The organism is Streptomyces sp. NBC_01352 (assembly GCF_036237295.1).
Taxonomy (GTDB): domain Bacteria; phylum Actinomycetota; class Actinomycetes; order Streptomycetales; family Streptomycetaceae; genus Streptomyces; species Streptomyces plumbiresistens.
Window position 1 is genome coordinate 5862336 of sequence record NZ_CP108354.1, and the last position, 25582, is coordinate 5887917.

28 protein-coding genes are annotated in these 25582 nt (G+C 69.6%); 11 read left to right on the top strand and 17 right to left on the bottom strand.

Annotated elements, in window-relative coordinates:
• Positions 1 to 41: 41 nt before the first annotated feature.
• The 3 genes from OG252_RS27285 to OG252_RS27295 form a co-directional block, all read right to left on the bottom strand.
• Complete coding sequence (locus tag OG252_RS27285; RefSeq protein WP_019526682.1) at positions 42 to 350, bottom strand: hypothetical protein; 309 nt, start codon at positions 348 to 350, stop codon at positions 42 to 44.
• Positions 351 to 748: 398 nt separating this feature from the next.
• Positions 749 to 2092, bottom strand: coding sequence for a S53 family peptidase (locus OG252_RS27290; RefSeq protein ID WP_329339388.1), 1344 nt, complete (start codon positions 2090 to 2092; stop codon positions 749 to 751).
• Positions 2093 to 2361: 269 nt separating this feature from the next.
• Positions 2362 to 2964 (bottom strand): TetR/AcrR family transcriptional regulator, encoded by a 603-nt coding sequence (locus tag OG252_RS27295; RefSeq protein WP_266448342.1) that lies wholly within the window; start codon positions 2962 to 2964, stop codon positions 2362 to 2364.
• A gap of 71 nt (positions 2965 to 3035) precedes the next feature.
• On the opposite strand from OG252_RS27295, the gene OG252_RS27300 reads away from it, so the two are divergent.
• A complete protein-coding gene (locus tag OG252_RS27300; protein ID WP_266437237.1) occupies positions 3036 to 3989 on the top strand; it encodes an oxidoreductase in 954 nt (317 codons plus the stop codon).
• Positions 3964 to 4557 carry a DinB family protein gene (locus OG252_RS27305; RefSeq protein ID WP_266437239.1) on the top strand — a complete coding sequence of 198 codons (594 nt, stop codon included), beginning with the start codon at positions 3964 to 3966 and terminating at the stop codon, positions 4555 to 4557. Before OG252_RS27300 ends, OG252_RS27305 begins: the two co-directional genes overlap by 26 nt.
• A gap of 17 nt (positions 4558 to 4574) precedes the next feature.
• Here OG252_RS27305 and OG252_RS27310 read toward each other — a convergent pair whose 3' ends face one another.
• The 5 genes from OG252_RS27310 to OG252_RS27330 are packed head-to-tail and all read right to left on the bottom strand — an operon-like array spanning position 4575 to position 6415.
• Complete coding sequence (locus tag OG252_RS27310; protein WP_266437241.1) at positions 4575 to 4880, bottom strand: hypothetical protein; 306 nt, start codon at positions 4878 to 4880, stop codon at positions 4575 to 4577.
• Positions 4877 to 5065, bottom strand: a complete 189-nt coding sequence (locus OG252_RS27315; protein ID WP_266437243.1) for a toxin-antitoxin system HicB family antitoxin — start codon at positions 5063 to 5065, stop codon at positions 4877 to 4879. The genes OG252_RS27310 and OG252_RS27315 overlap by 4 nt, the downstream gene beginning before the upstream one ends.
• A 57-nt stretch (positions 5066 to 5122) precedes the next feature.
• Positions 5123 to 5374: a DUF397 domain-containing protein gene (locus tag OG252_RS27320; RefSeq protein WP_329339392.1), complete on the bottom strand. Its 252-nt coding sequence runs from the start codon at positions 5372 to 5374 to the stop codon at positions 5123 to 5125.
• Positions 5367 to 5561 (bottom strand): DUF397 domain-containing protein, encoded by a 195-nt coding sequence (locus OG252_RS27325; RefSeq protein WP_329339394.1) that lies wholly within the window; start codon positions 5559 to 5561, stop codon positions 5367 to 5369. Before OG252_RS27325 ends, OG252_RS27320 begins: the two co-directional genes overlap by 8 nt.
• A gap of 11 nt (positions 5562 to 5572) precedes the next feature.
• On the bottom strand, positions 5573 to 6415 hold the full coding sequence (locus OG252_RS27330) for a helix-turn-helix domain-containing protein (protein WP_266437250.1): 843 nt from the start codon (positions 6413 to 6415) through the stop codon (positions 5573 to 5575).
• Positions 6416 to 6613: 198 nt separating this feature from the next.
• Between OG252_RS27330 and OG252_RS27335 the strand changes: the two genes are divergently transcribed.
• From OG252_RS27335 to OG252_RS27355, 5 genes are all read left to right on the top strand, one after another.
• Positions 6614 to 7051: an ATP-binding protein gene (locus OG252_RS27335; protein WP_329339397.1), complete on the top strand. Its 438-nt coding sequence runs from the start codon at positions 6614 to 6616 to the stop codon at positions 7049 to 7051.
• A gap of 207 nt (positions 7052 to 7258) precedes the next feature.
• On the top strand, positions 7259 to 7861 hold the full coding sequence (locus OG252_RS27340; RefSeq protein WP_329339399.1) for a Uma2 family endonuclease: 603 nt from the start codon (positions 7259 to 7261) through the stop codon (positions 7859 to 7861).
• A gap of 35 nt (positions 7862 to 7896) precedes the next feature.
• Positions 7897 to 8622, top strand: a complete 726-nt coding sequence (locus OG252_RS27345; RefSeq protein ID WP_329339401.1) for a trypsin-like serine peptidase — start codon at positions 7897 to 7899, stop codon at positions 8620 to 8622.
• A gap of 106 nt (positions 8623 to 8728) precedes the next feature.
• The gene (locus OG252_RS27350) at positions 8729 to 9736 is read left to right on the top strand and encodes a C40 family peptidase (protein WP_323186025.1); all 1008 of its coding nucleotides are present in this window, start codon (positions 8729 to 8731) and stop codon (positions 9734 to 9736) included.
• A 233-nt stretch (positions 9737 to 9969) separates the two neighbouring features.
• Complete coding sequence (locus tag OG252_RS27355) at positions 9970 to 10677, top strand: phosphatase PAP2 family protein (protein ID WP_266437261.1); 708 nt, start codon at positions 9970 to 9972, stop codon at positions 10675 to 10677.
• 36 nt (positions 10678 to 10713) lie between these two features.
• Here the strand turns inward: OG252_RS27355 and OG252_RS27360 are convergent, their stop codons facing one another.
• Entirely contained in the window at positions 10714 to 12285 is a 1572-nt protein-coding gene (locus tag OG252_RS27360) for an FAD-binding oxidoreductase (protein ID WP_329339405.1), read from the bottom strand.
• A 1113-nt stretch (positions 12286 to 13398) separates the two neighbouring features.
• Between OG252_RS27360 and OG252_RS27365 the strand changes: the two genes are divergently transcribed.
• Positions 13399 to 14241, top strand: a complete 843-nt coding sequence (locus tag OG252_RS27365) for a hypothetical protein (RefSeq protein WP_266437266.1) — start codon at positions 13399 to 13401, stop codon at positions 14239 to 14241.
• 118 nt (positions 14242 to 14359) lie between these two features.
• Positions 14360 to 14539 carry a hypothetical protein gene (locus OG252_RS27370; RefSeq protein ID WP_053749134.1) on the top strand — a complete coding sequence of 60 codons (180 nt, stop codon included), beginning with the start codon at positions 14360 to 14362 and terminating at the stop codon, positions 14537 to 14539.
• Positions 14540 to 14597: 58 nt separating this feature from the next.
• On the opposite strand, the gene OG252_RS27375 is transcribed toward OG252_RS27370, so the two are convergent.
• Positions 14598 to 14975, bottom strand: coding sequence for a metal-sensitive transcriptional regulator (locus tag OG252_RS27375; RefSeq protein WP_266437268.1), 378 nt, complete (start codon positions 14973 to 14975; stop codon positions 14598 to 14600).
• Positions 14976 to 15174: 199 nt separating this feature from the next.
• Between OG252_RS27375 and OG252_RS27380 the strand changes: the two genes are divergently transcribed.
• Positions 15175 to 15795, top strand: coding sequence for a DUF47 domain-containing protein (locus tag OG252_RS27380; protein ID WP_030043659.1), 621 nt, complete (start codon positions 15175 to 15177; stop codon positions 15793 to 15795).
• A 7-nt stretch (positions 15796 to 15802) separates the two neighbouring features.
• Positions 15803 to 16801 (top strand): inorganic phosphate transporter, encoded by a 999-nt coding sequence (locus OG252_RS27385; protein ID WP_266437270.1) that lies wholly within the window; start codon positions 15803 to 15805, stop codon positions 16799 to 16801.
• A 335-nt stretch (positions 16802 to 17136) separates the two neighbouring features.
• On the opposite strand, the gene pstB is transcribed toward OG252_RS27385, so the two are convergent.
• The 7 genes from pstB to OG252_RS27420 form a co-directional block, all read right to left on the bottom strand.
• A complete protein-coding gene (gene pstB, locus OG252_RS27390) occupies positions 17137 to 17913 on the bottom strand; it encodes a phosphate ABC transporter ATP-binding protein PstB (protein ID WP_266437273.1) in 777 nt (258 codons plus the stop codon).
• A gap of 40 nt (positions 17914 to 17953) precedes the next feature.
• Positions 17954 to 19012, bottom strand: a complete 1059-nt coding sequence (gene pstA, locus OG252_RS27395; protein ID WP_266437276.1) for a phosphate ABC transporter permease PstA — start codon at positions 19010 to 19012, stop codon at positions 17954 to 17956.
• Complete coding sequence (gene pstC / locus OG252_RS27400; RefSeq protein WP_266437279.1) at positions 19009 to 20016, bottom strand: phosphate ABC transporter permease subunit PstC; 1008 nt, start codon at positions 20014 to 20016, stop codon at positions 19009 to 19011. Before pstC ends, pstA begins: the two co-directional genes overlap by 4 nt.
• Before the next feature lie 139 nt (positions 20017 to 20155).
• A complete protein-coding gene (gene pstS, locus OG252_RS27405; protein WP_266437282.1) occupies positions 20156 to 21280 on the bottom strand; it encodes a phosphate ABC transporter substrate-binding protein PstS in 1125 nt (374 codons plus the stop codon).
• Positions 21281 to 21546: 266 nt separating this feature from the next.
• Positions 21547 to 21978: an NUDIX hydrolase gene (locus OG252_RS27410; RefSeq protein WP_266437285.1), complete on the bottom strand. Its 432-nt coding sequence runs from the start codon at positions 21976 to 21978 to the stop codon at positions 21547 to 21549.
• Positions 21979 to 22019: 41 nt separating this feature from the next.
• A complete protein-coding gene (locus OG252_RS27415) occupies positions 22020 to 23165 on the bottom strand; it encodes a CHAD domain-containing protein (RefSeq protein ID WP_266437288.1) in 1146 nt (381 codons plus the stop codon).
• Positions 23146 to 25512, bottom strand: a complete 2367-nt coding sequence (locus OG252_RS27420; RefSeq protein WP_443068430.1) for an RNA degradosome polyphosphate kinase — start codon at positions 25510 to 25512, stop codon at positions 23146 to 23148. The genes OG252_RS27415 and OG252_RS27420 overlap by 20 nt, the downstream gene beginning before the upstream one ends.
• Positions 25513 to 25582 lie beyond the last annotated feature (70 nt).

Sequence of the window (25582 nt, forward strand, 5' to 3'; positions counted from 1 at the left end):
GCGCCCGGCCGGACCGGAGGTGCGTCGACCGGACGCGGTGTCTACACGGCCATGCCGTACACGATGGTGAAGAGCGTGCCGAGGGAGCCGATGATGAAGACTCCGGTGAGGCCGGCGATGATGAGGCCCTTGCCCTGCTCGGCGCTGAAGGTGTCCCTCAGGGCCGTGGCGCCGATGCGCTGCTTTGCCGCGCCCCAGATGGCGATGCCGAGGCACAGCAGGATGGCCACCGCCATCACGACCTCGATCATCACCTTCGCCTCGTTGCCCAGGCTGCCGAAGGGGCCCCAGTCCGGAGCGATCCCCCCGATGATGGTGTTGATGTCTCCCTCGTCGGCCGCAAAGAGCATGTAAGTCACCGCCCCTGGTGGGTAGTTCCGCGTCCCCTGCACGGACGCAGAGGTCAGGCCTCATTCTCGCCGAAAATTCCGCTGTCGTATGTCGACTTGGCGTCATCGGTTGGCGGGTTTCGTACGAATACCTTGTCACCGGCCCGCGCCGGGTCCCTCGGACGGGTGCGGGACGGTATACGAGGAGTCGTATCGTCACTCTGTGTATCACGGCAGGTCACGCCGGGCAATGAGGCCTGAGCGGAACCTGCCGTGTGGTTCCGTCGTTGACCCCTTTTCACGACCGGCCGCCGTGGGTGACGGCCAGTCGGGTGAGTGGTCGGAATGAATGTTCTCATGCGAACGGGCCGCGGCTGGATGCCGCGGCCCGTTCGCATGACGGTCGATCAGCCGGTCGATCAGCCGGTGAAGGCGGCCGTGCCCTCCGGGGTGCCCCAGCCGGTCGGGCCGTCGTAGCCGGACGTGGCGGTGCAGAAGTAGCTGGTGGAGCAGGTGCCGTTGTTGCCGGAGGTCACGTCGTTGAGCGCCGAGGTGCCGGCGGCCTGGTACGGGAACTGGGCCGGGTAGGAGCTGCTGGACGGGGTGCCGGCGAGGGCGTAGACGCCCGCGATGATGGGCGAGGAGGCGCTCGTACCGCCGAAGGTGTACCAGCCGGCGGTGACGCCGTAGGAGTCGTAGACCGAGACGCCGGTCGCCGGGTCGGCGACGGCCGAGACGTCCGCGATCATGCGCTTGGCGCAGCCGGTGTCGGTCTGCCAGGTCGGCTTCGCGTCGTACGCCGAGCAGCCCGAGCCCGTGCCCTCGGTGTTGCTGGTCTTCCACACGCTCTCGGTCCAGCCGCGGGTGGTGGAGGAGGTGGCGAGCTTGGTGCCGCCGACGGAGGTGACGTACTTGGAGGCGGCCGGGTATTCGGCGCCGTAGGCGGAGTCGCCGGCGCTGACGGTGATGGCGACGCCGGGGTGGTTGAAGTACGAGGTGTCGTACGACGTGTCCGACGAGGACTCGGAGCCGCCGTAGCTGTTGGAGACGAACTTGGCGCCGAGGCTGACGGCCTCGTTCACGGCCTTGCCGAGGTTGGCCATGGTGGCGGAGGTGGCCTCGACGAGCGTGATGTGGCAGTTCGGGCAGGTCGCGCTGGCCATGTCCAGGTCCAGGGAGATCTCCTCGGCCCAGCCGCTGTCGGCGGAGGGGAGGGAGGTCGTGGAGCCGGTCTGGCTGACCTTCTTGAAGCAGCCGTTGGCGGTGGTGCAGGAGGAGAGGCCGTAGTACGAGCGGTACTTCGCGAGGTCGGCCTCGGCGTTCGGGTCGTCGTACGCGTCGACGATCGCGATGGTCTCGCCGGAACCCTTGGAGGAGGCGGCGGAGGTCAGGCCGTAGGCGGACTGGAGGTCGGACGGGCCGTAACCGGAGGGGGTGGCGGCGTCGGCGGCCTTCGGGGTGACGCCGTCCTCCTTCGCCTCCTGCTTCTGGAAGGCGGTGACTCCGCCGGTGACGCGGAGGGAGTCGCAGGCCAGTTCGCCCTTCTTCTTGGGCGTGGCACAGGGGGTGGCCGACCAGGTCACCTTCGAGGCGGTGGTGGCGGTGGTGGCCGTGGTCGTGGCTTCAGGGGTGGCGCTCGCCTGGACCGCGGTGCCGAGTCCGGCGAACACGAGCGCGGCGGTGGCCGCGGCGGCGGAGCCGATGCGGGTCCATCTGGCGCGGGTGGAGGGGGTGTTGGGCGTGTTGGGGGATCGCGTACGCAACGTACAGCCTCCTGAGAGTGGTTGACAGGGGCAGTGCGGGTGGTGATGCCACCGGTACGTGGTCCCCGGCAGCGGGCGGCGGCCCGCCGACGACGATCGCTTGTTGGGTACGTGACAACAAGGTGGGCTGCGGAATCCTGACTTCCGCCTTACTGAAGGGGGTTGGGGGATTGCTGATCAATGGCCGGGCGATGGCGGGGGGATGGCCACGACTTGACCCCGGACACAGGGGAGGCACAGGTTCCGAATGGGTGGAGCCCGTTGAAGGCTCAGCGGGGCTTGAGGCCGTGGAGCAGGTGGTGGACGAGGTCGTCGAGGGTGTCGCGGGCCGCGTCCGGGTCGAGCATGCCGCCCGTGGTGAACGCGGCGACGCCCTGGAGGGCGGCGCCCACGACGAGGGTGAGGCGTTCCGGATCGCCCTCGACGATCTCGCCGCGCTTCTGCGCGTCCGCGATCACCCGCTCCAGGGAGCCCACGGTCTTGTCGATGCCGACAGCCATCTGCTCGGCGGCGTCCGGGTCGTGCTTGCGGGCGTACATCAGCTCCAGCAGCTCGGCGTGCTCGGTGGCGAAGCCGAGGTAGGCGCCGGCGAGGGCGGTGAGGCGGGGCTGGAGGGGGAGGGCGGGGTCGTCGGCGGCGTCCAGGGTCTGGGCGAGCCGCTCGTATCCGGCCAGTGCCAGGGCGTTGAGCAGGGCCTGCTTGTCCTTGAAGTGCCGGCCGGGGGCGGCATGGCTGACGCCGGTCTCGCGGGCGAGTTCCCGAAGGGACAGGGAGCCGACGCCTTTCTCTCGCAGGGTGCGCTCCGCGACGGCGAGCAGGGCGGCGCGGAGGTCTCCGTGGTGGTAGGGGCGGCTCTCGGGCATGTGGCTCATCATATCCCGATGTTGATACTGTCATCTTTGTAGGCGTTGCCATCATTGTTGTCATCGACTACATTGAGGCCATGGCAACTGACGAGAACCAGAAGAACCGCGACCGCTGGAACGCGACGCACCTCCCCGGCCTCACCGGCCGCACGGCCGTCGTCACCGGCGCCAACAGCGGCATCGGCCTGACGGCCGCGGACGCGCTGGCCCGCGCGGGGGCACACGTCGTGTTCGCCGTACGGGACGTGGAGCGGGGACGCGCGGCGGCCGCCACGGTGTCCGGCAGCACGGAGGTACGCCGCCTGGACCTGGCGGACCTGTCCTCCGTACGCGCCTTCGCGGACGCGTGGGAGGGCCGCTCCCTGGCCTTGCTGATCAACAACGCCGGCGTGATGATGCTCCCGAAGCAGCGCACGCGGGACGGCTTCGAGATGCAGTTCGGCACCAACCACCTCGGCCACTTCGCCCTGACGAACCTGCTCCTGCCGTACGTCACCGACCGCGTCGTCACCGTCGCCTCGGGAGCCCACCGCTGGGGCCGCGCGACCATCCGCTTCGACGACCTGAACCTGGACGCGGACTACACCCCGCGGGGTGCGTACGCCCAGTCCAAGCTGGCCAACCTGCTGTTCACGCTCGAACTCCAGCGCCGCCTGACGGAGGCCGGCTCCCCGGTCCGCGCCCTGGCCGCCCACCCCGGTTACGCGGCCACCAACCTCCAGAGCCACGCCTCCAACCCGGTCATGCGCGCCTTCATGGGCGTCGGCAACAGGCTCTTCGCCCAGGACGACAGGGCGGGCGCCCTGCCCACGCTGTACGCGGCCACGCAGGACCTTCCCGGCGCGAGTTACGTCGGCCCGGACGGGCTGGGCGAGATGCGGGGTGCGCCGACCTTGGTGGGCCGCACGCCGGCGGCGAGCGACGCGGCGACGGCACGGCGACTGTGGACGGTGTCGGAGGAATTGACGGGGGTGGCCTACTCCTTGACTCCGGCAGACTGGCCCCATGACCGCATCGGATCCCAAGGCTGACCTTCACCGCTACCTGCAGTCCGCGCGCGATGCCCTGCTGTGGAAGCTCGAAGGGCTCTCGGAGTACGACATCCGCCGCCCGCTGACGCCGACCGGCACCAACCTGCTGGGCCTGGTGAAACACGTGGCCAGCATCGAACTGGGCTACCTCGGCGACACCTTCGGCCGGCCGTCCGGCGAGCCGCAGCCCTGGCACGACGAGGGTGCTGACCTCAACGCGGACATGTGGGCCACCGCCGACGAGTCACGCGAGTACATCGTGGACCTCTACCGCCGGGCATGGGCGCACGCGGACGCGACGATCGACGCGCTGGAGCTGGACACGATCGGCAAAGTGCCGTGGTGGCCGAGCGAACGCAACGAGGTGACGCTGCACCATGCCGTGGTCCGTGTGATCGGCGACGCGCACCGGCACGCCGGACATGCCGACATCCTCCGCGAACTCATCGACGGCGCCGTGGGGATGAACGAGGGCAACGACAACATGCCGCCGGGCGACAAGGCGTGGTGGGAGAACCATCGAAGCCGGCTGGAGAGCGTGGCTCGGGAAGCAGATCGAGACGCGTAGCCCGCCTCCAGAGTCCGTCAGAGGTCGAGGACCGCGCGCAGGGCCTGGTCGACGCGTGCGAGGGCGTCCGGGCCGATGTTTCCCATGAAGGTGCCGTCGTGGAAGCGTGCTGTCTTGAGCTGAGTGAGGTTGAGGGCGACGGCGACGGCTTCGACGGGAGCTTTCAGGTGTACGGACATGATGGTGTCCGGGTAAGCGCCGGGCGGATGCAGGACGATGGCGAGGCAGGCACCGAAGGTTTCGTCGAGCCCGTCGAGGCTGACGACACACACGGTGCGCTCCCCCTGCGCACCCTTGACCTGCCAGATGTCGCCCCTGTTCACCACGCGTCTCCCTCGCCGTCCAGGTCCGGGCTGTAACCGGCGGCAGCCAGTTGCTTCGCCGCGTCCAGGGTGATCTGTCGCCGGATGAGGCGGTCTATGAACGCGGACACATTGCCTTCAGGAGCGTGAGCACGAACGTAACCGGCGGTTTCGTCGGACAGGGATACGGTGATCTTCGTGGTCATACCTGCATCATACTTGAGTCATACCGTCGCGCGTCGATGAAATCGCGCACCCTGCTTCTACGCATGCGGCGGGTTCTCGACCCCCTCCACGAAGTGGTCGAACTCGCCCGCCTGTACGCCGAGCACGAAGGCGTCCCACTTGCGGCGGTTGGTGGTGACCACGTTGTCCGGGTCGCTGGTCTCCCGGATGTACACGGGCGCGTCCCCGTCGTCACCCTCGCCGAAGGCGACCTCGATCCAGGGGCCCGGGCCGGTTGCCTCCGGCGGGGCGGCCCGGGTCCAGCTGAGGTCGGTGGGGATGTCAGCCACGGTGGGGGTCCTTCTTCAGTACGGCGAGGAGGGCGTCGAAGGCGGCCGGGTGGGCGTCGAGTATCGCCCTGCGGGGGTCGGCGCTTTCGGTGAGATGGATCGTTTCGGTGAGGGGGGTGGCGGCCACGTGGACGCAGGCCTCGCCCTCTCCGCAGTACGAGGACTTCTGCCAGGTGCTCGTGGGCATCTAGGTTCCTTTCACAGGTCCTGGGTGATGGCGTGGATGAGGTCTCGGGACGCGTCGGGGGAGAGGGCGCGGGCTTCCATGCGCTCCAGAAGGACGCGGTACTTGTGGAGTTGGGACTCCGCGTTGATGAGCGCGGAGCCGTGGGACTGGTCGAGGTGCACGGTGTCGAGCTGCGGTACGGCGCCGTGGGCATACAGGATCGACTGTCCCGATCCGGGATAGGCGCCCGCCACGAACGGGATGACCTGGACGGTGACGTGCGGGCGTTCGCTCATGTCGAGGACGTGCTGCAGCTGCCGCTTGGTGACGGTGGGGCCGCCGAACTGCATGCGCAGGGCGGCTTCGTGGATGATCGCCTGGTATGGCGTCGGGGCACCGCTGAACAGCACGACCTGCCGTTTGATGCGGAACGAGAGGCGGTGCTCGATGTCCGGGGGCGAGAGTTCCGGCACGACCTGACGGAAGACCTCGCGGGCGTGGTCGTGGATCTGAAGCAGGCCCGGGATGTGCGCGGTGATGCCGGCGCGCAGCCGCGTGGCATGGTGCTCCATCTCGGCGAGGTCGAGCAGGCCGCTGGGCAGGGTCTCGCGGTACTCCTCCCACCAGCCCCGTGACCGGGTGGCGGTCATGTCGCTGAGTGCCTGGACGAGGGCCTGGTCGGAGCAGTCGTAATGGCAGGCGATCGCGCGTACCCGCTCGGGGCTCACGCCGACGCGGCCGGCCTCCATGTTGCTGACCTGCGCCTGCTTGATTCCCATGAGTTGACCGGCCTCGGTGGCGCTCAGACCGGCTCGTTCACGGAGTTTGCGCAGCTCAGTGCCGAAGCGGAGTTGGCGACCCGTTGGGTTCCTCACGGGCTGGTCGCCTCCTTGCTGTCACTCACACGGGTGGTAGTTAACGCGATCAGACCAGACCGGTTAATTCATTCACTGCTTCCCGCTACCTTACAACTGGGCCCCTCGCCCAGGAGCACACCGTCCGACGGGGCGGCATCGTCACTGGGTAACCACCATCCGCACTCCCCCAACTCCCCTCAGTGATCGGAGACTTCCATGGCAACCGTATCCCCGCCCTGGGCCTACACCCTTCACCTCCCGCACGATCCACACGCGCCGGGGATCGCCCGCGCAACCCTCCGTACCGTCCTCGCCGCCCACGGCCTCTCCTCCCTCACGTCCACGGCCGAACTGCTGGCCTCCGAACTCCTCACCAACGCTCACCTCCACACCGCCGGGCCCTACTCCCTCCGCCTCCGCGCGATGGAACCCGGCCGCCTCCGAGTCGCCGTATGGGACACGGACCCGAACGTCCCGCCCGCATTCGCCGCCGACGGAGCCGCCGTACCCCCGCTCGATGCCGAAGGCGGCCGCGGCCTGCACCTCGTGCGGGCCTGTGCGGATGCGGTCGGTGTCTCCGTGCTGCGGGAGTTGGGGGCTTCGAAGGGCGGGAAGCTGCTGTGGGCGGATTGTCAGTGGGGTGACCTATCGTGATGGAACGTGTTCGAAGAGTGAAGGGAAGGTGTCGTGGCGAAGGTTGAGCGGCGGATCAGGAAGGTGGGTCACGCATGTCCGGAGCGTGACGCGGGGGCGACAGAGGGAACGGAACAGTACGGTGGATTCGATGCCGAGCGGGACGTCGGACCTCCCAACGACCCCGCCCGCGCAGCCGGCGAGATGGAGGGACGGAGGTGGCGAGCCGTGTCCGTGTCGCCCGGTGCCTGGACAGGTCCACGACCCCGTCCTGGAAACCTGCGCGAGGTCGCCGAGAAGATCGAGGCTGCAACGGGCCTGCGGGCGCAGATCGTGGGAGGAAAGCTCGTGATGTCCCCTACGCCGCGTGGGAAACACGCGGGTGTGGTGAAGCGTCTGCGCCGGCAGCTTGAGGCGGCCGCTCTGCCTGATGGGCTGGATGCGTACGAGGTGTCCTCGATCGCGCTCCCGGAGGACCCGGACGACTATGTGACCCCGGATCTCGTCGTCCTGCCCACGGAGTGGGAAGACGACGACGACTGGCTCGCTGCCCCGGAGGATGCCGCACTCGCTGTGGAGGTCATCTCGCAGTCCGAGAAGTCCCGGGAAATCAGGGACAAGGCCGATTGGTACGCCGTCGCGCGCGTCCCGGTGCTCCTCGTCATCGACCCCCGCAAGGGCACCTGGGCCCTGCACACCCACCCGGACAACGGCGCCTACAAGGACGTACTGCCGGGGAAGTTCGGGGAGTCAGTGCGGCTGCCCGCGCCGCTGGAGATCGAGGTGGCCACGGACGACTTCCCGGTGTACGGGAACTCTCCGCGCGGCTGACCGGTTTCTCACCTTCACGCGGAAGGCTGGGGCCGATGAAGCGCACGCCACGTCCTGTCCTGTACGCGGTGGTTGTCCTGCTTGCTGTCACCTCGGCCGCCTCCGAAGCCGCCGCCGACGACGGTGAGGGCCCCCTCGGAGTGACCGCCGTCGCCGCCCCCACCGCACGCGTGGGGGCCCTGTTCGCCGCGGGGCGGCACTTCTGTACGGCGTCCGTCGTGGACAGTCCGCGGCGGGATCTCATCGTCACGGCGGCACATTGCCTGGACGGGGGTTCCGGAGAGCTCGAGTTCGTGCCGGGGTACCGGAACGGCCACGCGCCGTACGGGGTCTGGCGGGTCGGCAGACGGTTGCTGCCCCATGGGTGGGCCGAAGGGCAGGACGAGGACAGTGACGTCGCCTTCGCCGTGGTCGCCGATCGGGAAGGCGAGGGTGTCGAGGACGTCGTCGGGGGCGCGAACCGGTTCGTCGCCGGGACGGCTACCGGGGCCACCGCGGTGACCGTCACCGGGTATCCCGACTCCCGCGAGGTGCCTGTCCGCTGTACCAACAGGGCCACCGCGCACAGCCGTACGCAGCAGCGCATCGAGTGCCCGGACTTCAGCGGTGGGACCAGCGGCAGTCCATGGGTCGACGGGGACGGGGAGGTCGTCGGGGTGCTGGGCGGGCACGAGGCGGGCGGGGCCACGGCGGACGTCTCGTACAGCGTCGTGCTCGGGGCGGAGGCGGCGGAGTTGTACCGGGATGCGGTGCGGATCTGACAAGAGCAGCGGCTTCCCGCCGTTCGGCGAGCGCACCGGTTGCACCGGATTCCCGGTGGGAAGCTCCTAGACTGACGCGGGCGGACTCCCGGCAGGCTAGGAGCGGTTGACGGTGCGTAAGGCATGGATCGTGGCGGGTGCCGCTGTCGCGGCGGGGCTCAGCTTCGTGATGCTGCTCGTCGTCGGGGTGTACCTCGTCGCCGGGAACGTCGTCAACGGGGCGAGCGGCGGCGCCAGGGCGCTGGCCAAGGGGGCCGTGCCCGCCGCCTACCGCCCCCTCGTCGAGAAGTGGGGCAACCTCTGCTCCGCCATCAACCCTGCCCTGCTCGCCGCCCAGCTCTACCAGGAGAGCGGATTCAACCCGAAGGCCCAGAGCCCGGCGGCGGCCCAGGGGATAGCGCAGTTCATCCCCGGGACCTGGGCCACGCACGGAATCGACGGCGACGGGGACGGCGACAAGGACGTATGGGATCCGAATGACGCGATTCCGTCGGCCGCGCAGTACGACTGCACGCTCGCGTCCTACGTGAAGGACGTCCCCGGGAACCCGACCGAAAACATGCTGGCCTCGTACAACGCGGGGGCTTACGCGGTCATCAAGTACGGGGGCGTGCCGCCGTACAAGGAGACCCAGAACTACGTGAAGACGATCACGACCCTGGAGGACAGCTTCGCGGCACCCGTCAGTCGGGTCGATCCCTCGAAGCAGGCGGCCGGCGCCATCTACTACGCGCAGAAGAAGCTGGGTACGCCCTATCTGTGGGGCGGTGACGGTACCGCCGCCGACAACGGGCGGTTCGACTGTTCCGGGTTGACGAAGGCCGCGTACGAGAGTGTCGGGATCACGCTGCCGCGCGTTGCCAACGACCAGTACAACGCGGGGCCGCATCCGGCCAGGGACGAGCTGCTGCCCGGGGATCTGGTGTTCTTCTCGGACGACCTCACCAACTCGCGGGCCATCCGCCATGTCGGGATTTATGTGGGCGGGGGGTACATGATCGACGCGCCGAGAACGGGTGCTGTGATCCGGTTCGACCCGATCGACTCCCCCGACTACTTCGGGGCCACCCGGGTCACCGAAGATGGCGCGAAAGCGCTCCCCACGACGGTGTGAACCGAGCGTGAACCCACCCCCTGAGCTGCAGGAACGGGTCTCTCTTCGATAACGTCTGCGTGATCATTCGGTGGAGTGTGGAACGTATCAACAGGAGCCGTGCGTTCCTGATGACGTAGCCGAGCGGACGAGCGGACGTCACAGTCGACGTAAGCGGATCTACACACCACGGGGGTGGGTAACAGCGGCGCCGCAAAGGTGTGCCGGGAGAGACGACGAAGGGGCCGTGCGCCATGGCTGGACTCGCAGAATCCGGGTCGAACCCTGACGTCGATCTGCTGTACGACATCAATGGCCTGGCCAAGGACGCGCCGGCCTGGTTCGACCGGGGCATGGAATACGTCGGTGAGTACGGGCTGCTGCTCGCCATGGTGCTGCTGGTGGTGGGCTGCTGGTGGTCCGTGCGGCGGCGCGGTGGTGAAGACGCGGCGTCGTCGGTGGCCGCTCTGATCTGGGCGCCGCTGGCCGCCGGTGTCGCGGTGCTCGTGAACGTGCCGATACGGGGCTTCGTCGAGCGGCCCCGGCCCTTCCTCACCCACGAAGGGCTCGATGTCCTCGTCTCCGGCAAGACCGACTACTCCTTCGTGAGCGACCACGCCACCATCACCATGGCGATGGGCGTCGGGCTCTTCGTCGCCAACCGGAAGTTCGGGCTCTTCGGACTCGGACTCGCGCTGCTCGAAGGGTTCTGCCGGATCTACATGGGGGTGCACTACCCGACCGACGTGGTGGGCGGGTTCGCACTCGGTACGGCGGTCGCGCTGCTGCTCTCGCCCGTGGCCATGGCGCTGCTGACGCCCGTGGTCAAGGCCGTCGAGCGGTCTCCCCGGGCCGGGTGGCTGGTGCGGGCGCGGGGGCGGTCGTACGAGGGGCAGGACGCGTTGATTCCGGGGGCGCGGCACGAGGCCGCGGGGACCGAGGAGCGGGATCTCGCCGCGTAGGCGTTCTTTCGCGCAGGTGTTTCGGTGTTCCGGGTCCTACAGGGCCTGGGGGTAGGTGAAGAAGCGGTTCGGGTCGTACCGCTTCTTCAGCTTTGTCAGGCGGGTCGCCGCGTCGCCGTAGTACGCCTTGCGCCAGTCCTTCAGGGTCGGGTCCGTGTAGTTCTGGTAGGCCGCGCCCGACGCGTACGGCTTCATCGCCGCGTGGGCTCCGGTCAGCCAGGACTCGGCCGTCGAGCCGCTCGTGCCGGCGCGCCAGGAGGCGATGTACTGGGCCAGCATGCGGGAACGGCGGTGGACGAAGGACGTTGCCGTGGGGGAGACGCGGTTGACGGCTCCGCCCAGGGCCGTGAACGCGATGCTGCCGGAGCCGCCGCGGACCGACGTCAGCTGCTTGAGGAGGGCCTGGATCGCGGCGGAGGAGAGGGAGCGGTCGAAGAAGTCCGACCGTGCCGCGTACGTCTCCCTGCCGAGTGCGCCCTGCGGGGAGCGGCCGGGGGTCGAGCCGGGCAGGTGGCACTGGGCCTCGGAGGGGAACGACGAGCAGCCCGCGTAGATCTCCATCGCCTCCTCGTAGCCCCGGCGGCGCAGGGACACGCTGCTCGCGGGGGCGCCCACCTTGTCCGCGAGGCGGTCCACCGCGTTCTGGAGTTCGCCGTGGGTGCCGAGGGAGAAGGCGGCCACGGAGACGGTGGCCCTGCCGCCGGAGGCGCCCGCCAGGTGCAGGGACGACCAGATCTCGTCCGGCTGGGCCGGGCCCCACTCCTGCCATGCCTTGACGACCGCCGCGGCCCTCGGCCACGGCCAGGACAGGTACGCCGTCACTGCCTGCGGGGCCGGGTGGGTCTTGAAGTGCAGTTCCGTCACGACGCCGAAGTTGCCGTTGCCCGCGCCGCGTAGGGCCCAGAAGAGGTCCTGGTTCTCCCGGGCGTTCGCCGTCAGTTGCTTGCCGTCCGCCGTGATCAGGGTGGCCTGGGTGAGGCTGTCGCAGGTCAGGCCGTACGCGCGGGAGACGACTCCGTGGCCGCCGCCGAGGGTGAGGCCGGAGACGCCGACGGTGGGGCAGGAGCCGGCGGGGATCGTGACGCCCTTCGCGGCGAGGGCGCGGTAGACGTCGATCAGTTTGGCGCCGGCGCCGACGACCGCGGTGTTGCCGCTCGCCCGGACCCGGTTGAGTTTCGAGACGTCGATGACGAGACGGCCGTTGCCGGAGGACCAGCCCGCGTAGGAGTGGCCGCCGTTGCGGATCGCCACGCGGAGGGCGTGGGCTCGGGCGTAGGCGAGGGCCGTGCGGATGTCTTCGGGGTGTGCGACGTAGGCGACCGCGGCCGGTTTGAGGGAGTCGAAGCGGGTGTTGTAGAGCTGGCGGGCTGTCGGCCAGTCGGTGTCGCCGGGGCGGACGAGGGGGCCGTCGAGGGTGCGGGCGAGGGCGGACCAGGTGGCGGGGGTGGTGGTGGCGGTCGATGTGAACGCGGGGTGCGAGGGGGAGGGCGAGGGGGACCCGGGCGCCGCCGGGGAGCCGTTGGCCGACCCGGAATCGCCGGCCTTGCAGGCTGTGGCTGCGGCCGTGAGGGTGGCTGCGCCGGCGGCGATGAGTGTGCGCCGTTCCATGTCCTTGCCTCTGCCTTTCGTCGGCCTCGCGCGTCGCCTGTCGTGGAACGAGACGGGGCTGTGGGGGGCGGGGTTCCATAGTGCGCGGGGTTGGGGCCGGGGGTGCCCTTTTGCGGGGCGGCGTTGGGCAGGTGTCCGGGGGCCGGGTGGGTTGGGTGCCCGGCGTTGGGGTTGGGGTGGGGGTGGGGTGCGCGGCCCGGCGCTTGCGGGGTGCCGTCCGCGCCCACCCGTGCCGCCCTAGCGGCACGATTGCCCGCGGATGGACGGCGTCGGCTGCCCGGGGGCCGGGTGGGTTGGGTGCCCGGCGTTGGGGCTGGGGTGGGGGTGGGGTGCGCGGCCCGGCGCTTGCGGGGTGCCGTCCGCGCCCACCCGTGCCGCCCTAGCGGCACGATTGCCCGCGGGTTGTCGGCGTCGGCTGCCGGGGGAGTGGGTGGGTTGGGTGCCCGGCGTTGGGGCTGGGGTGGGGGTGGGGTGCGCGGCCCGGCGCTTGCGGGGTGCCGTCCGCGCCCACCCGTGCCGCCCTAGCGGCACGATTGCCCGCGGATGGACGGCGTCGGCTGCCCGGGGGCCGGGTGGGTTGGGTGCCCGGCGTTGGGGCTGGGGTGGGGGTGGGGTGCGCGGCCCGGCGCTTGCGGGGTGCCGTCCGCGCCCACCCGTGCCGCCCTAGCGGCACGATTGCCCGCGGGTGGACGGCGTCGGCTGCCCGCGGGTGGACGGCGTCGGCTGCCTGGGGAGTGGCGGGCCGGTGACCGGGGAGTGGCGGGGGCGGGTGACCCGTGGGCCGGGTCGTTGGGTGGTGGGGAGTGGGGCGGTTAGTTGGCTGTGTGGGCTTCTGCGTCTGTTTTTGCCGTGCTTCTTGCTCTGCGGGCCGGGCCGCGCCAGCCGCAGGTGCAGCGGGCCGTGCAGAAGCGGCCCTGTTCGACGGTCGTTGTGCGGTGGGCCGGTTGGTCGGGGGGTGGGGGAATCCTGTCCTGCTGCGCCACGGCGACAACGTTACCCAGCCCAGGTAAAGGAGGCGTACGGGGGCGTACACGCGTGACGGCACCATCCAGTTGTCGTTAACCGAACGACAGGGGGCCCGTGACGAACGTACCGGCTGGGGGTAGGCAGGCGATGGCGGAGCGGCAGCGCAGGCGGGCGGGTGGCGGGGTCGTCGCCGTGGGGGTCCTGGTGTGTTCGTGCTTCGGGGCGGTGGGGTGTTCCGGGAGCGGGACGGCCGTCGGCGAGGACGCGCGGGGCGGGGATCCGGTGCAGATCCTGCACCGGGCCGCCGACACCCTGGTGGACGCCGGAAGTTCGAAGGCCCGTACGTCCATGGAGATGGCCACCGGCGGGACCCGGGTGACCATTCGAGGGCGAGGTGTGTACGACTACCGGCGGCAGTTGGGGCAGTTGAAGGTGATGCTGCCGCAGGATCCGGCGGGGACGAGCGTCCGCCGGCCGATCACCGAACTCCTCGCCCCCGGGGCCCTGTTCATGAAGAACCGGGGAGCCGGCGTGCCCGTCGACAAGTGGGTGCGGGTCGACACCGCCACGCTGATCGACGGGAACCTCGTGACCGGCGGGGCCACCGATCCGTTCGCCGCCGCCGAGGTGCTGCGGGGGACGCGGACGGCGACGTATGTGGGAAGGACCGAGGTCGCGGGGACCGCCGTACGGCATTACCGGGGGACCGCGGACCTCGGGCAGGCGGCCCGTGACGCGTCCGCCGGGAACAAGGGGCCGCTCGCGGCGGCGGCGAAAGGGTTCGCCACGGCCCGCGTGCCGTTCGACGTCTACCTCGACGACGAGGGCCGCATCCGCAAGGTCCGGCACCGGTTCAGCTTCGTGAACGGGCAGCGGGAAGGGACCGTCGCGGTCGCTTCGACCACGCTTTTGTACGACTTCGGGGTCCTCGCCGACGTGCGGTTGCCGGCCGCCGGTGACATCTACGCGGGCCGGATCGCTGAGGAGTGAGAGAGGAAAGACGCCGGGCGCGGACTCGTGACGGGCGTCAAGAACTAGCCCTTCCGTGCCATGCGCGGTCTGTAGCCGCTCCCTACTCTAGGAAGTCGGTGACGGCAGAGAAGAGGTGATGCGCGTGGCTCCGGTCGGCGGTACCGCAGTTCAGGACCACGTGGCCCTCGCCGAGATCGAGCTGTGCGGAGAGCTGATCATCGCGGCCTCGGCCGCCGACGAGGACCGGCTCAGCCTGGAGAGCATCGACGAGGTGCTGAAAGTGGCCGAAGAACGCGCGGACGCCTCCGGCTACTAGCCGGGGGCGGCCCCACCTTCCACCTTCACTCGGGACGAACTCGGCTGACGAGCTCGGCTCACGTCCGCAGCAGGCGGCCGATCGCCTTCGTCGCCTCCTCCACCTTCGCGTCGACCTCGGCGCCGCCCTTGACGGCCGCGTCGGCGACGCAGTGGCGCAGGTGTTCCTCCAGGAGCTGCAGGGCGAAGGACTGCAGGGCCTTGGTGGAGGCGGAGACCTGCGTGAGTATGTCGATGCAGTAGACGTCCTCGTCGACCATGCGCTGCAGGCCGCGGATCTGGCCCTCGATGCGGCGCAGGCGCTTGAGGTGTTCGTCCTTCTGCTTGTGGTACCCGTGCACGCCACGGTCGTGATCTGTCACAACCGCGTCGTCCGTCACGGCTTCCGGCTCCGCGGCGGCGGAGGGCGCTTGCGCGCCGGCCTCGGTGGTCGTCATCGCGTCCTCCACATCATGGGCAGCCTTATACCCCTACTGGGTATATGGTACCGAACTTTGCGGGGTATGTGGCCTGCGAGCGGCCCCCGTGCCGACCACTCTGCCCGATGGGCGACACTGGGGGACGGCCCATTAGCCGTGGCCGGATGATGCGCCTAGCATCAGCCTGACCGAAACCGATGCACCCCGAGGACCCCTTGTGCGCTTTCGTCTGACCCCCAGGGAGACGAGCTTCTACGACATGTTCGCCGCGTCCGCGGACAACATCGTCACGGGCTCGAAACTCCTCATGGAACTGCTCGGGGCGGACACCGCCGGCCGGGCCGAGATCGCAGAGCGTATGCGGGCCGCGGAACACGCAGGTGACGATGCCACGCACGCGATCTTCCATCAGCTGAACTCCTCGTTCATCACGCCGTTCGACCGTGAGGACATCTACAACCTCGCATCGTCCCTCGACGACATCATGGACTTCATGGAGGAGGCCGTCGACCTGGTCGTCCTCTACAACGTGGAGGAACTGCCCAAGGGCGTCGAGCAGCAGATCGAGGTGCTGGCCCGGGCCGCCGAGCTGACCGCCGAGGCGATGCCGAACCTGCGGACGATGGACAACCTCACCGAGTACTGGATCGAGGTCAACCGGCTGGAGAACCAGGCCGACCAGATCCACCGCAAGCTGCTCGCCATGCTCTTCAACGGCAAGTACGAGGCCATCGAGGTGCTGAAGCTCAAGCAGATCGTGGATGTGCTGGAGGAAGCGGCCGACGCGTTCGAGCACGTGGCGAACACGGTGGAGACGATCGCCGTCAAGGAGTCCTGAGCTCTTCATGGACACCTTTGCATTGATCGTGACCATCGGGGTCGCGCTCGGATTCACGTACACCAACGGCTTTCACGACTCGGCGAACGCCATCGCCACGTCCGTCTCGACGCGCGCGCTGACGCCTCGCGCCGCGTTGGCGATGGCCGCGGTGATGAACCTCGCCGGTGCGTTTCTCGGTTCCGGGGTCGCCAAGACCGTCAGCGAGGGGCTGATCGAGACGCCCGAGGGGTCGAAGGGGATGGGCATCCTCTTCGCGGCGCTGATCGGTGCGATCACGTGGAATCTCATCACGTGGTACTTCGGGCTGCCGTCCTCTTCCTCGCACGCGTTGTTCGGCGGGATGGTCGGGGCCGCGCTGGCCGGCGGTACGACCGTGTACTGGCACGGGGTGCTGGAGAAGGTCGTCATCCCGATGTTCATCTCGCCGGTGGTGGGTCTGCTGGCCGGTTATCTGGTGATGACGGCGATCATGTGGATCTTCCGGCGGGCCAACCCGCACAAGGCCAAGCGCGGGTTCCGTATAGCGCAGACCGTCTCGGCTGCCGGTATGGCGCTCGGCCATGGTCTTCAGGACGCGCAGAAGACCATGGGCATCGTGGTGATGGCGCTGGTCATCGCCGACGTCGAGGACTACGGCGATCCGATCCCGGTGTGGGTGAAGATCGCGTGTGCCGTGATGCTGTCGCTGGGGACGTACGCCGGTGGGTGGCGGATCATGCGGACGCTGGGGCGGAAGATCATCGAGTTGGATCCGCCGCAGGGGTTCGCCGCGGAGACGACCGGTGCGTCGATCATGTTCACGACGGCGTTCCTGTTCAAGGCGCCGATCTCCACGACCCATGTCATCACGTCCGCGATCATGGGTGTGGGGGCGACGAAGCGGGTGAACGCCGTGCGGTGGGGCGTCGCCAAGAACATCATCCTGGGCTGGTTCATCACGATGCCGGCGGCGGGGGCCGTGGCCGCGGTGAGCTTCTGGATCGTGAACCTGGCGTTCCTGTAGGCGCCGGTGCCGCGCCTGCTGGGGGCTCCGCCCCCAGACCCCTGGGCCTGTGCCCACCCACCACCCGACTCGGTCGGCCAAGAAGTGAGCGCCGCCGGCCGCCACCGGCGTCGCGAGGCGTACGCTCCCGCACTCGCGCACGGCGGCGAAGGCGCGTGTCGGGGGGTGTCCACCCGACTCGGTCGGTCGAATGGTGAGCCTCGCCCAGCCGCCACGCCGTCGAAAGGTGGACGCGGACAGACGACGGGCCCGTTCCCCGGAAACCGGGGAACGGGCCCTTTTGTCCTCGCGGTGGCACCGCCATGCAGCACCGCGAGGGGTTCGGGGGTGTCGGATCAGCCGAAGCGGCCGGAGATGTAGTCCTCCGTGGCCTGGACCGACGGGTTGGAGAAGATGCGCTCCGTGTCGTCTATCTCGATCAGCTTGCCGGGCTGGCCGACCGCCGACAGGTTGAAGAAGGCCGTACGGTCGGAGACGCGCGCCGCCTGCTGCATGTTGTGCGTCACGATGACGATCGTGAAGCGCTCCTTCAGCTCGCCGATCAGGTCCTCGATGGCGAGGGTGGAGATCGGGTCCAGGGCCGAGCAGGGCTCGTCCATCAGCAGCACGTTCGGCTCGACCGCGATCGCCCGCGCGATGCACAGGCGCTGCTGCTGGCCACCCGACAGGCCCGAACCGGGCTTGTTGAGGCGGTCCTTGACCTCGTTCCAGAGGTTCGCGCCCTTGAGGGACTTCTCGACGATGTCCTGGAGCTCGTTCTTCTTGTAGCTGCCGTTCAGGCGCAGCCCCGCCGCCACGTTGTCGAAGATCGACATGGTGGGGAAGGGGTTGGGGCGCTGGAACACCATGCCGACCTCGCGACGCACGGACACCGGGTCGATGCCGTGGCCGTAGAGGTCCTCGTCGTCCAGGAGCACCTTGCCCTCGACGCGACCCCCGGGGGTGACCTCGTGCATACGGTTCAGGGTGCGCAGGAACGTCGACTTGCCGCAGCCGGAGGGGCCGATGAAGGCCGTCACCGAGCGCGGCTCGACCGTCATCGAGATGTCTTCGATCGCCTTGTGGGCGCTGTAGTAGGCGGTGAGTCCGCTTACGTCGATTCGCTTGGCCATGTCTCTACTTCACTTCCGGTGTCAGTCGCCGATGGCCGCGTCAGCGACCGGTCTTGGGGGCCTTCCAGCGGGCGATGCCGCGGGCCACCAGGTTGAGGATCATCACGAAGGCGATCAGCGTCAGCGACGCCGCCCAGGCGCGGTCGTACGCCGCTCCGGAGCCCGCGCTGTTCGCGTACTGCTGATAGATGTACAGCGGCAGCGACGCCTGCGCACCCTCGAAGGGGTTGGCGTTGATGAACGGGTTTCCCCACACGAGCAGGAGAACCGGTGCGGTCTCGCCCGCGATACGGGCGACCGCCAGCATCACGCCGGTGATGATGCCGCCGAGCGAGGTCGGCAGGACCACCTTCAGGATGGTGCGCCACTTCGGGACGCCGAGCGCCAGGGAGGCCTCGCGCAGCTCGTTCGGGACGAGCTTGAGCATCTCCTCCGTGGAGCGGACGACGACCGGCATCATCAGGATCGCGAGCGCGAGCGAGCCGGCGAAGCCGAAGGGCTGCATGTCGAACTGCAGCATCAGGCTGAGGATGAACAGACCGGCGACGATCGACGGGATACCGGTCATCACGTCGACGAAGAACGTGATGGCCCGGGAGAGGTTGCCGCGGCCGTACTCCACCAGGTAGACGGCGGTGAGCACGCCGATCGGGGCGGCGATCACCGTGGCGAGGGCGACCTGTTCCAGGCTGCCGAGGATGGCGGCGTAGATGCCGCCGCCCGGCTCGGTGTCGGCGACCACGCCCATGGAGTGGGTCAGGAAGTAGACGTCGAGGACCTTCACGCCGCGTGCGACGGTCACCCAGACCAGGGAGACCAGCGGCACCACGGCGAGCAGGAAGGCCACCCAGACCAGCGAGGTCGCGAGGCGGTCCTTGGCCTGGCGGGTGCCCTCGACGCGGGAGGCGATGACGTACGAACCGACGACGAAGAGGATCGCGGCGATCAGGCCCCACTGCACGCGGCTGTGGAGGCCGGCGGCGAGGCCGATGCCGATCGCCACGGCGAGGGAGCCGCCGGCGATGGCGTACGGGGACCACTTCGGGAGGCGGGCGCCCTGCAGGGTGCTGGGGCGGTTTTCGGCGAGTGCGGTGCTCATGCGTTGGCCCCCGAGTACTCCTTGCGGCGGGCGATGATCGCGCGGGCCGCGCCGTTGACCAGCAGGGTGATGACGAACAGGACCAGACCGGAGGCGATGAGCGCGTCACGGCCGAACTCGGTGGCCTCGCCGAACTTGCTGGCGATGTTCTGGGCGAAGGTGCCGCCGCCCGGGTCGAGCAGGCTGGCCTGGATGTCGAAGGTGGGGGAGAGCACGGTGGCGACGGCCATCGTCTCGCCGAGGGCGCGGCCGAGGCCGAGCATCGAGGCGGAGATCACGCCGGAGCGGCCGAACGGCAGGACGGCCATGCGGATGACCTCCCAGCGGGTGGCGCCGAGGGCGAGAGCCGCCTCCTCGATCATCTGCGGGGCCTGGCGGAAGACCTCGCGGCTCACGTTGGTGATGACCGGCAGGATCATGATCGCGAGCAGGATGCCGACCGTGAGCATCGAACGGGGGGCGCCGCCCTCCCAGGAGAAGATGCCGGTCCAGCCGAGGTAGTCGTTCAGCCAGCCGAAGAGGCCGTCCATCTGCGGTACGAGGATCAGCGCGCCCCACAGGCCGTAGACGATGGACGGCACGGCGGCGAGCAGGTCGATCACGTACCCGATGGGGCCGCTGAGCTTGCGCGGGGCGTAGTGCGTGAGGAACAGCGCGATGGCGACGGCGATCGGGACCGCGATGACCATGGCGACGATCGAGGAGACGATCGTGCCGAAGGCGAGGACCGCGATGCCGAACTTCGGCGGGAGGATGCCGGTGTTCCACTCGAAGGTGGTGAGGAAGTTGGCGTCGTCCTTGCTGATCGCGAGGCTCGCTCGGTAGGTGAGGAAGACCGCGATCGCGGCCATGATCACCAACAGCAGGATGCCCGACCCTCGGGAGAGACCGAGGAAGATCCGGTCACCGGGTCGGGTGGCGCCTCGGGCCGCGCGCTTCTGCTCGGCCTCGGTCGGGGGTTCGGTCGGGGGAGGGGCTTCGGTGTTCTTCGTGGTTATGTCCATCGGGTTCTCCGGTCTGCGGGACCGTACGCGCCGTACGGTCCGGTGGAGCCGTCCGCGGTCGGCGGCGGCTCCTGGCGGCGGTGCACCGGACGGTGCGGTCCGGCCGGGGTACGAAGGCCCCGGCCGGACCGCACTCAGATCAGCTCAGGCCCTCGATGGTGGTGCGGACCTTGGCGATGATGTCGGCGGGGATGGGGGCGTAGCCGCTGTCCGCGAGGACGGACTGGCCGTCCTCGGAGGCGATGTAGCGCAGGAACGCCTTGGTGGCGGGCAGGGTGTCCGCCTTGTTGCCCTTGTCGCACACGATCTCGTACGTGACCAGGGTGATCGGGTAGGCGCCCTCGGCCTTGGTCGCGTAGTCCAGCTTGAGCGAGAGGTCCTTGCCCGTGCCGACGACCTGGGCGGCGCCGATGGCCTTGGTGGCGTTCTCGACGGTGGCGTCGACCGGGGCGGAGGCGCCGGTGTCGATGGAGACCGCGTTGATGCCGTCCTTGGCGTACGACAGCTCCATGTAACTGATGGCGCCGGAGGTCTGCTTGACCTGCTGGGCGACACCGGAGGAGCCGGAGGCGGACTGGCCGCCCTTGGCCTGCCAGGCCTTGCCACCCTCGTACTTCCAGTTGGCGGGGGACGAGGCGATCAGGTACTTGGTGAAGTTGTCCGTGGTGCCGGACTCGTCAGAGCGGTGGAACGCCTGGATCTTCAGGTCGGGCAGCTCGACGTCGGGGTTCAGCTTCTTGATCGCCGCGTCGTTCCAGTTGGTGATCTTGCTGTCGAAGATCTTGGCGAGCGTCGCGGCGTCCAGCACGAGCTTGTCGACACCCGGGACGTTGTAACCCACGGCGATCGGGCCGCCGACCATCGGGAGGTCGATGCCCTGGCCGCCGGAGCAGACCTGCTTGGAGGCCTCGACCTCTTCGGGCTTCAGAGCGGAGTCCGAACCGGCGAAGGCCACCTGGCCCTGGGTGAACGCGGTGACGCCGGCGCCCGAGCCGCCGCCCTTGTAGTTGATCTGCACGCCGCAGGCGGCGGAGAACTGCTTGACCCAGGCGTCGATCGCGTTCTTCTGCGCGGAGGAGCCGTCGGCGAGGAGCTGACCCTTGGCGTCGTCACACTTGATGCTGCCGGCCTGTGCGGTGGCCGAGGCGCTGCTGTCGCCGCCATTGCCGGTGTCATCGGAGCCGCACGCCGTGAGGGCCAGGGCGCCGGAGACGGCGAGAGCACCGAGGGTGAGGGCCCGCCGGTTCATGCGCTGAAGCTTCACTGAGGGAGTTCCTTCCAGGAGCCGCCGTCCTGAACCGGCGGCGTGCGAAGTCTGTGTGATGTGGCCACGCGATCAAGGCGTATGTGTGAATCACTTGTTCGAGGTGAATCACCGCTTCGAGCTACGTGCCGCATCGCGTAAGGCCGAAAGTAGGCAGAACAGGTGAAGGCGCCGAAGGCCATAAATGAACGGGGGGTGAACCCCTGTAGACGGTGCGGTGAGGTCACGGAACGCTTACGTCGAGGACACGGAGTGATTCCGGCCGACTATGCCAGCCGCAGGGCCTGGAGCAGGGCGTCCACAAGGGTGCGATCCCTCGGTTGGGTGAGGCGGTTTCGGGCGGCCGACGGGGGGAGCCAGAGGATGCGGTCCACCTCGTCGTTCGGCGTGAAGGCGCCGGTCGTGGCCTCGGCCGCCCAGTAGCGGACCTCCTTGGGGCGGCCGTTCGCCATGTACAGGACGGTGGGCAGCCGGGTGCCGGGCGCTGCCCGGTGGCCCGTCTCCTCCTCGACCTCGCGCAGGGCGCCGGCCAGGTGGTCCTCGCCGCGTTTCAGCTTCCCCTTGGGATGCGACCAGTCGTCGTACTTCGGCCGGTGGACGAGACAGACCTCCAGCTCGCCGTCGACCGGGGAGCGGCGCCACAGGACGCAGCCGGCCGCCTGGACGGGGGGTTCGGTGGCTTCGTTCGCCTGGGTCATCGGTGTCACCGCCTGCACGAGGAGAAACACGAGGAGATGGGTCAGGGTGTGCCGACCGCCTGCTTCTGCCACGACTGCTGGAACGTGAAACGGGCCGCCTCCACCTCGTGCCGCTGGTCGGCGTGGAGCACGCCGAGGGCGTACGCCGTCGCCGGGGCGATACGCGGGGTACGCGCGGCCTGGGCCGCCGCTGCCGCCGCCTCCGAGGCGTCCCGGTGCCGGTCCAGGGCCTGGCCGGCGGTGAGCAGCCGGACGTCGACGGGTGCGTTCCTGCCGTCGAGGATCTCGCGGGCGTAGCGGTGCAGGCGCAGGAGCAGGCGGACCTGGTGCCAGGGGGCGTCCTGGGGGTGCGGGGACGGATCCGGGGAGAGGCCGTGGATCAGCGCCTCCGCGTTGTAGGGGCTGCCGGCGGTCACGAGGGGGAGGACGGCGATCGCGTCCGTGAGGCGCTCCTTGGCGGCGTCGGCGAAGGGGTGCAGGGCGGACGCGGCCGCGGTGGTGGTGAGGGGGACCTCGCTGGCGAGTACGGCGATGCTGTCGGCGACCGCGTGGAAGCGGGAGGAGCCGAGGCACTGGAGGGCGGTGCTGTGCGCCCGGGTCCGGGCCAGGGTGAGCTGGCGCTCGAGCAGGGCGCCGGCCTTCGCCGCGCCCACGGTCAGGTTGCCGCGGTCCGGTGCGGGCAGGTCGGTCGGCGGCCCGGCGTTCTCAGGTGTCGCTTTCCGTGGGGCGGGAGCCGTCCCGGCGGCACGACTGCCCGCAGCCCCTGAGGAGGAGCTGCCGGCGCCTGCGTGAGCCGACTGGGCAGGGAACACCGCCCCCGACAGCCGGTGCAGCGCCAGCAGCAGGCGCTCCAGCCGGGCCCCGTACGCGTGCTCCATCGCCAGCGTCCCCGACAGCCACGCCAGTTCGGGGCGCATCGCGTCCGACCACTCGGCGTCGAGCAGGGGCCGGAAGGTGTGCAGGCTGCCGCTGATGCGGCGGACCGAGCGGCGCAGCGCCCGGGCCGCGTCGACGGTGTCCTCCGCGCCGTTCGCGCCGGCTGTCGTACCGCCGGTTTCCCGGTGCAGCCGCAGCGCGCGGAGGAACTCGGTGGCCTGGGCCCGCAGGTAGCCGGCGAGGGCCTCTCCGGTGACCGGCCCGACGTAATCGGACTGGGGATCCGTCGGGTCAAGGTGTTGCTGTGCCACGCCGGCGCCTCCGGGCGTCTATGAGCATCTCCTGGACGTTGCGCAGGGCTTGGCCGTCCCCGTCGGTCGCATGCCGGGTCCACTCGCCGTCCGGGCCGAGGTGCCAGGACGCGGTGGTGTCGGACATGCCCGTCTCCAACAGCCTGTTGAGGGCGGCCCGGTGGGCCGGGTCGGTGACCCTCACCAGTGCCTCGATACGGCGGTCGAGGTTGCGGTGCATCATGTCGGCGCTGCCGATCCACACCTCGGGCTCGCCGCCGTTGCCGAAGCCGAACACCCGGGAGTGTTCGAGGAAGCGGCCGAGGATCGAGCGGACCCGGATGTTCTCCGACAGGCCCGCGACGCCGGGGCGGACCGCGCAGATGCCGCGCACCCAGACGTCGCACGGCACGCCCGCCTGGGACGCGCGGTACATGGCGTCGATGATCGCCTCGTCCACCATCGAGTTGACCTTGATGCGGACGAAGGCGGGGCGTCCGGCACGGTGGTGCTGGACTTCCTTGTTGATCCGCGCGATCAGGCCGTCCCGCAGGGACTTGGGGGCGACCAGGAGGCGACGGTAGGTCTCGCGGCGCGAGTAGCCCGACAGGCGGTTGAAGAGGTCGGAGAGGTCCGCGCCGACCTGCGGGTCCGCGGTGAGCAGGCCCAGGTCCTCGTACAGCCTCGCCGTCTTCGGGTGGTAGTTGCCCGTGCCGACGTGGCTGTAGCGCCGTAGCGTGTCGCCCTCCTGGCGGACCACCAGGGACAGCTTGCAGTGGGTCTTCAGGCCGACGAGGCCGTAGACGACATGGCAGCCGGCCTCCTCCAGCTTGCGCGCCCACTTGATGTTGGCGTGCTCGTCGAAGCGGGCCTTGATCTCCACCAGGACGAGGACCTGCTTGCCGGCCTCGGCGGCGTCGATGAGCGCGTCGACTATGGGGGAGTCGCCCGAGGTCCGGTACAGGGTCTGCTTGATGGCGAGGACGTCCGGGTCGTCGGCCGCCTGCTGCAGGAACGCCTGCACGGACGTCGAGAAGGAGTCGTACGGGTGGTGCAGCAGCACGTCCCGGGTGCGCAGCGCGGCGAATATGTCGGCCGCGGACGCCGACTCGACCTCGGCCAGGTCGCGGTGGACGCCGGCGATGAACTTCTTGTACTTCAGCTCGGGCCGGTCCAGGGAGGCGATGCGGAAGAGGCCCGTGAGGTCCAGGGGACCGGGCAGCGGGTAGACCTCGGCCTCGCTGATCTTCAGCTCGCGGACGAGGAGGTCGAGCACCTCGCGGTCGATGGACTCCTCCACCTCCAGGCGCACCGGCGGCCCGAAGCGGCGCCGCATGAGCTCCTTCTCCAGAGCCTGGAGGAGGTTCTCGGCGTCGTCCTCCTCGACCTCGAGGTCCTCGTTGCGGGTGAGGCGGAAGGCGTGGTGCTCCAGGACCTCCATGCCCGGGAACAGCTCCTCCAGGTGGGCGGCGATGACGTCCTCGATGGGGACGTAGCGGCCCGGGGAGCTCTCCAGGAAGCGGGACAGCAGCGGCGGCACCTTGACGCGGGCGAAGTGGCGGTGGCCGGTGACGGGGTTGCGGACGATGACGGCCAGGTTGAGAGACAGCCCCGAGATGTACGGGAAGGGGTGCGCCGGGTCGACCGCCAGCGGAGTCAGCACCGGGAAGATCTGGTGCCGGAAGAGGGTGAACAGGCGGGCCTGTTCCTTCTCCTGGAGCTCGTTCCAGCGGACCAGGTGGACGCCCTCCTCGGCCAGGGCGGGGGCGATGTCCTCGTGGTAGCAGGCGGCGTGCCGGGCCATGAGCTCACGCGAGCGGGCCCAGATCATCTCCAGGACCTCGCGGGGTTGGAGGCCGGACGCGGACCGGGTGGCGACACCGGTGGCGATACGGCGCTTCAGACCGGCCACCCGGACCATGAAGAACTCGTCCAGGTTGCTGGCGAAGATCGCGAGGAAGTTGGCACGCTCGAGGAGGGGCGTGTTCGGGTCCTCGGCGAGTTCGAGGACCCGCTCGTTGAACGCGAGCCAGCTGCGCTCCCGGTCGAGGAATCGCCCCTGGGGCAGCTGCGGGCCGTCGAACGGCGCCTCTTCGTACGCGTCGAGGTCGGCGTCGATGTCGGGTTCCAGGTCGGAGACGGCCGCAGACACGGTGTGCGGGCGGTGCGCGGCTATGGAACCGACGGAGGGTTGGGCGTGCTGGATCTGTACCGGGGCGTTTGGCTGGCTCATGGACCCATTCTTCCGCGCCACGAGCGATACAGGCGCGTCGGACAGGGCGGGCGGGAGCGTGGCGGCAGCGCCGGCGTCCCCGTTCCGCGCGGATCCCTCGGGGGGCGGCGAAGGCTCTGGCACGACGGGCTTCATTCAGTGAGCGTTGCAAGCCCGTCTGAACCAATGGTTACGGCGACATGGCGTGTGGGACACCGGGGGGCGG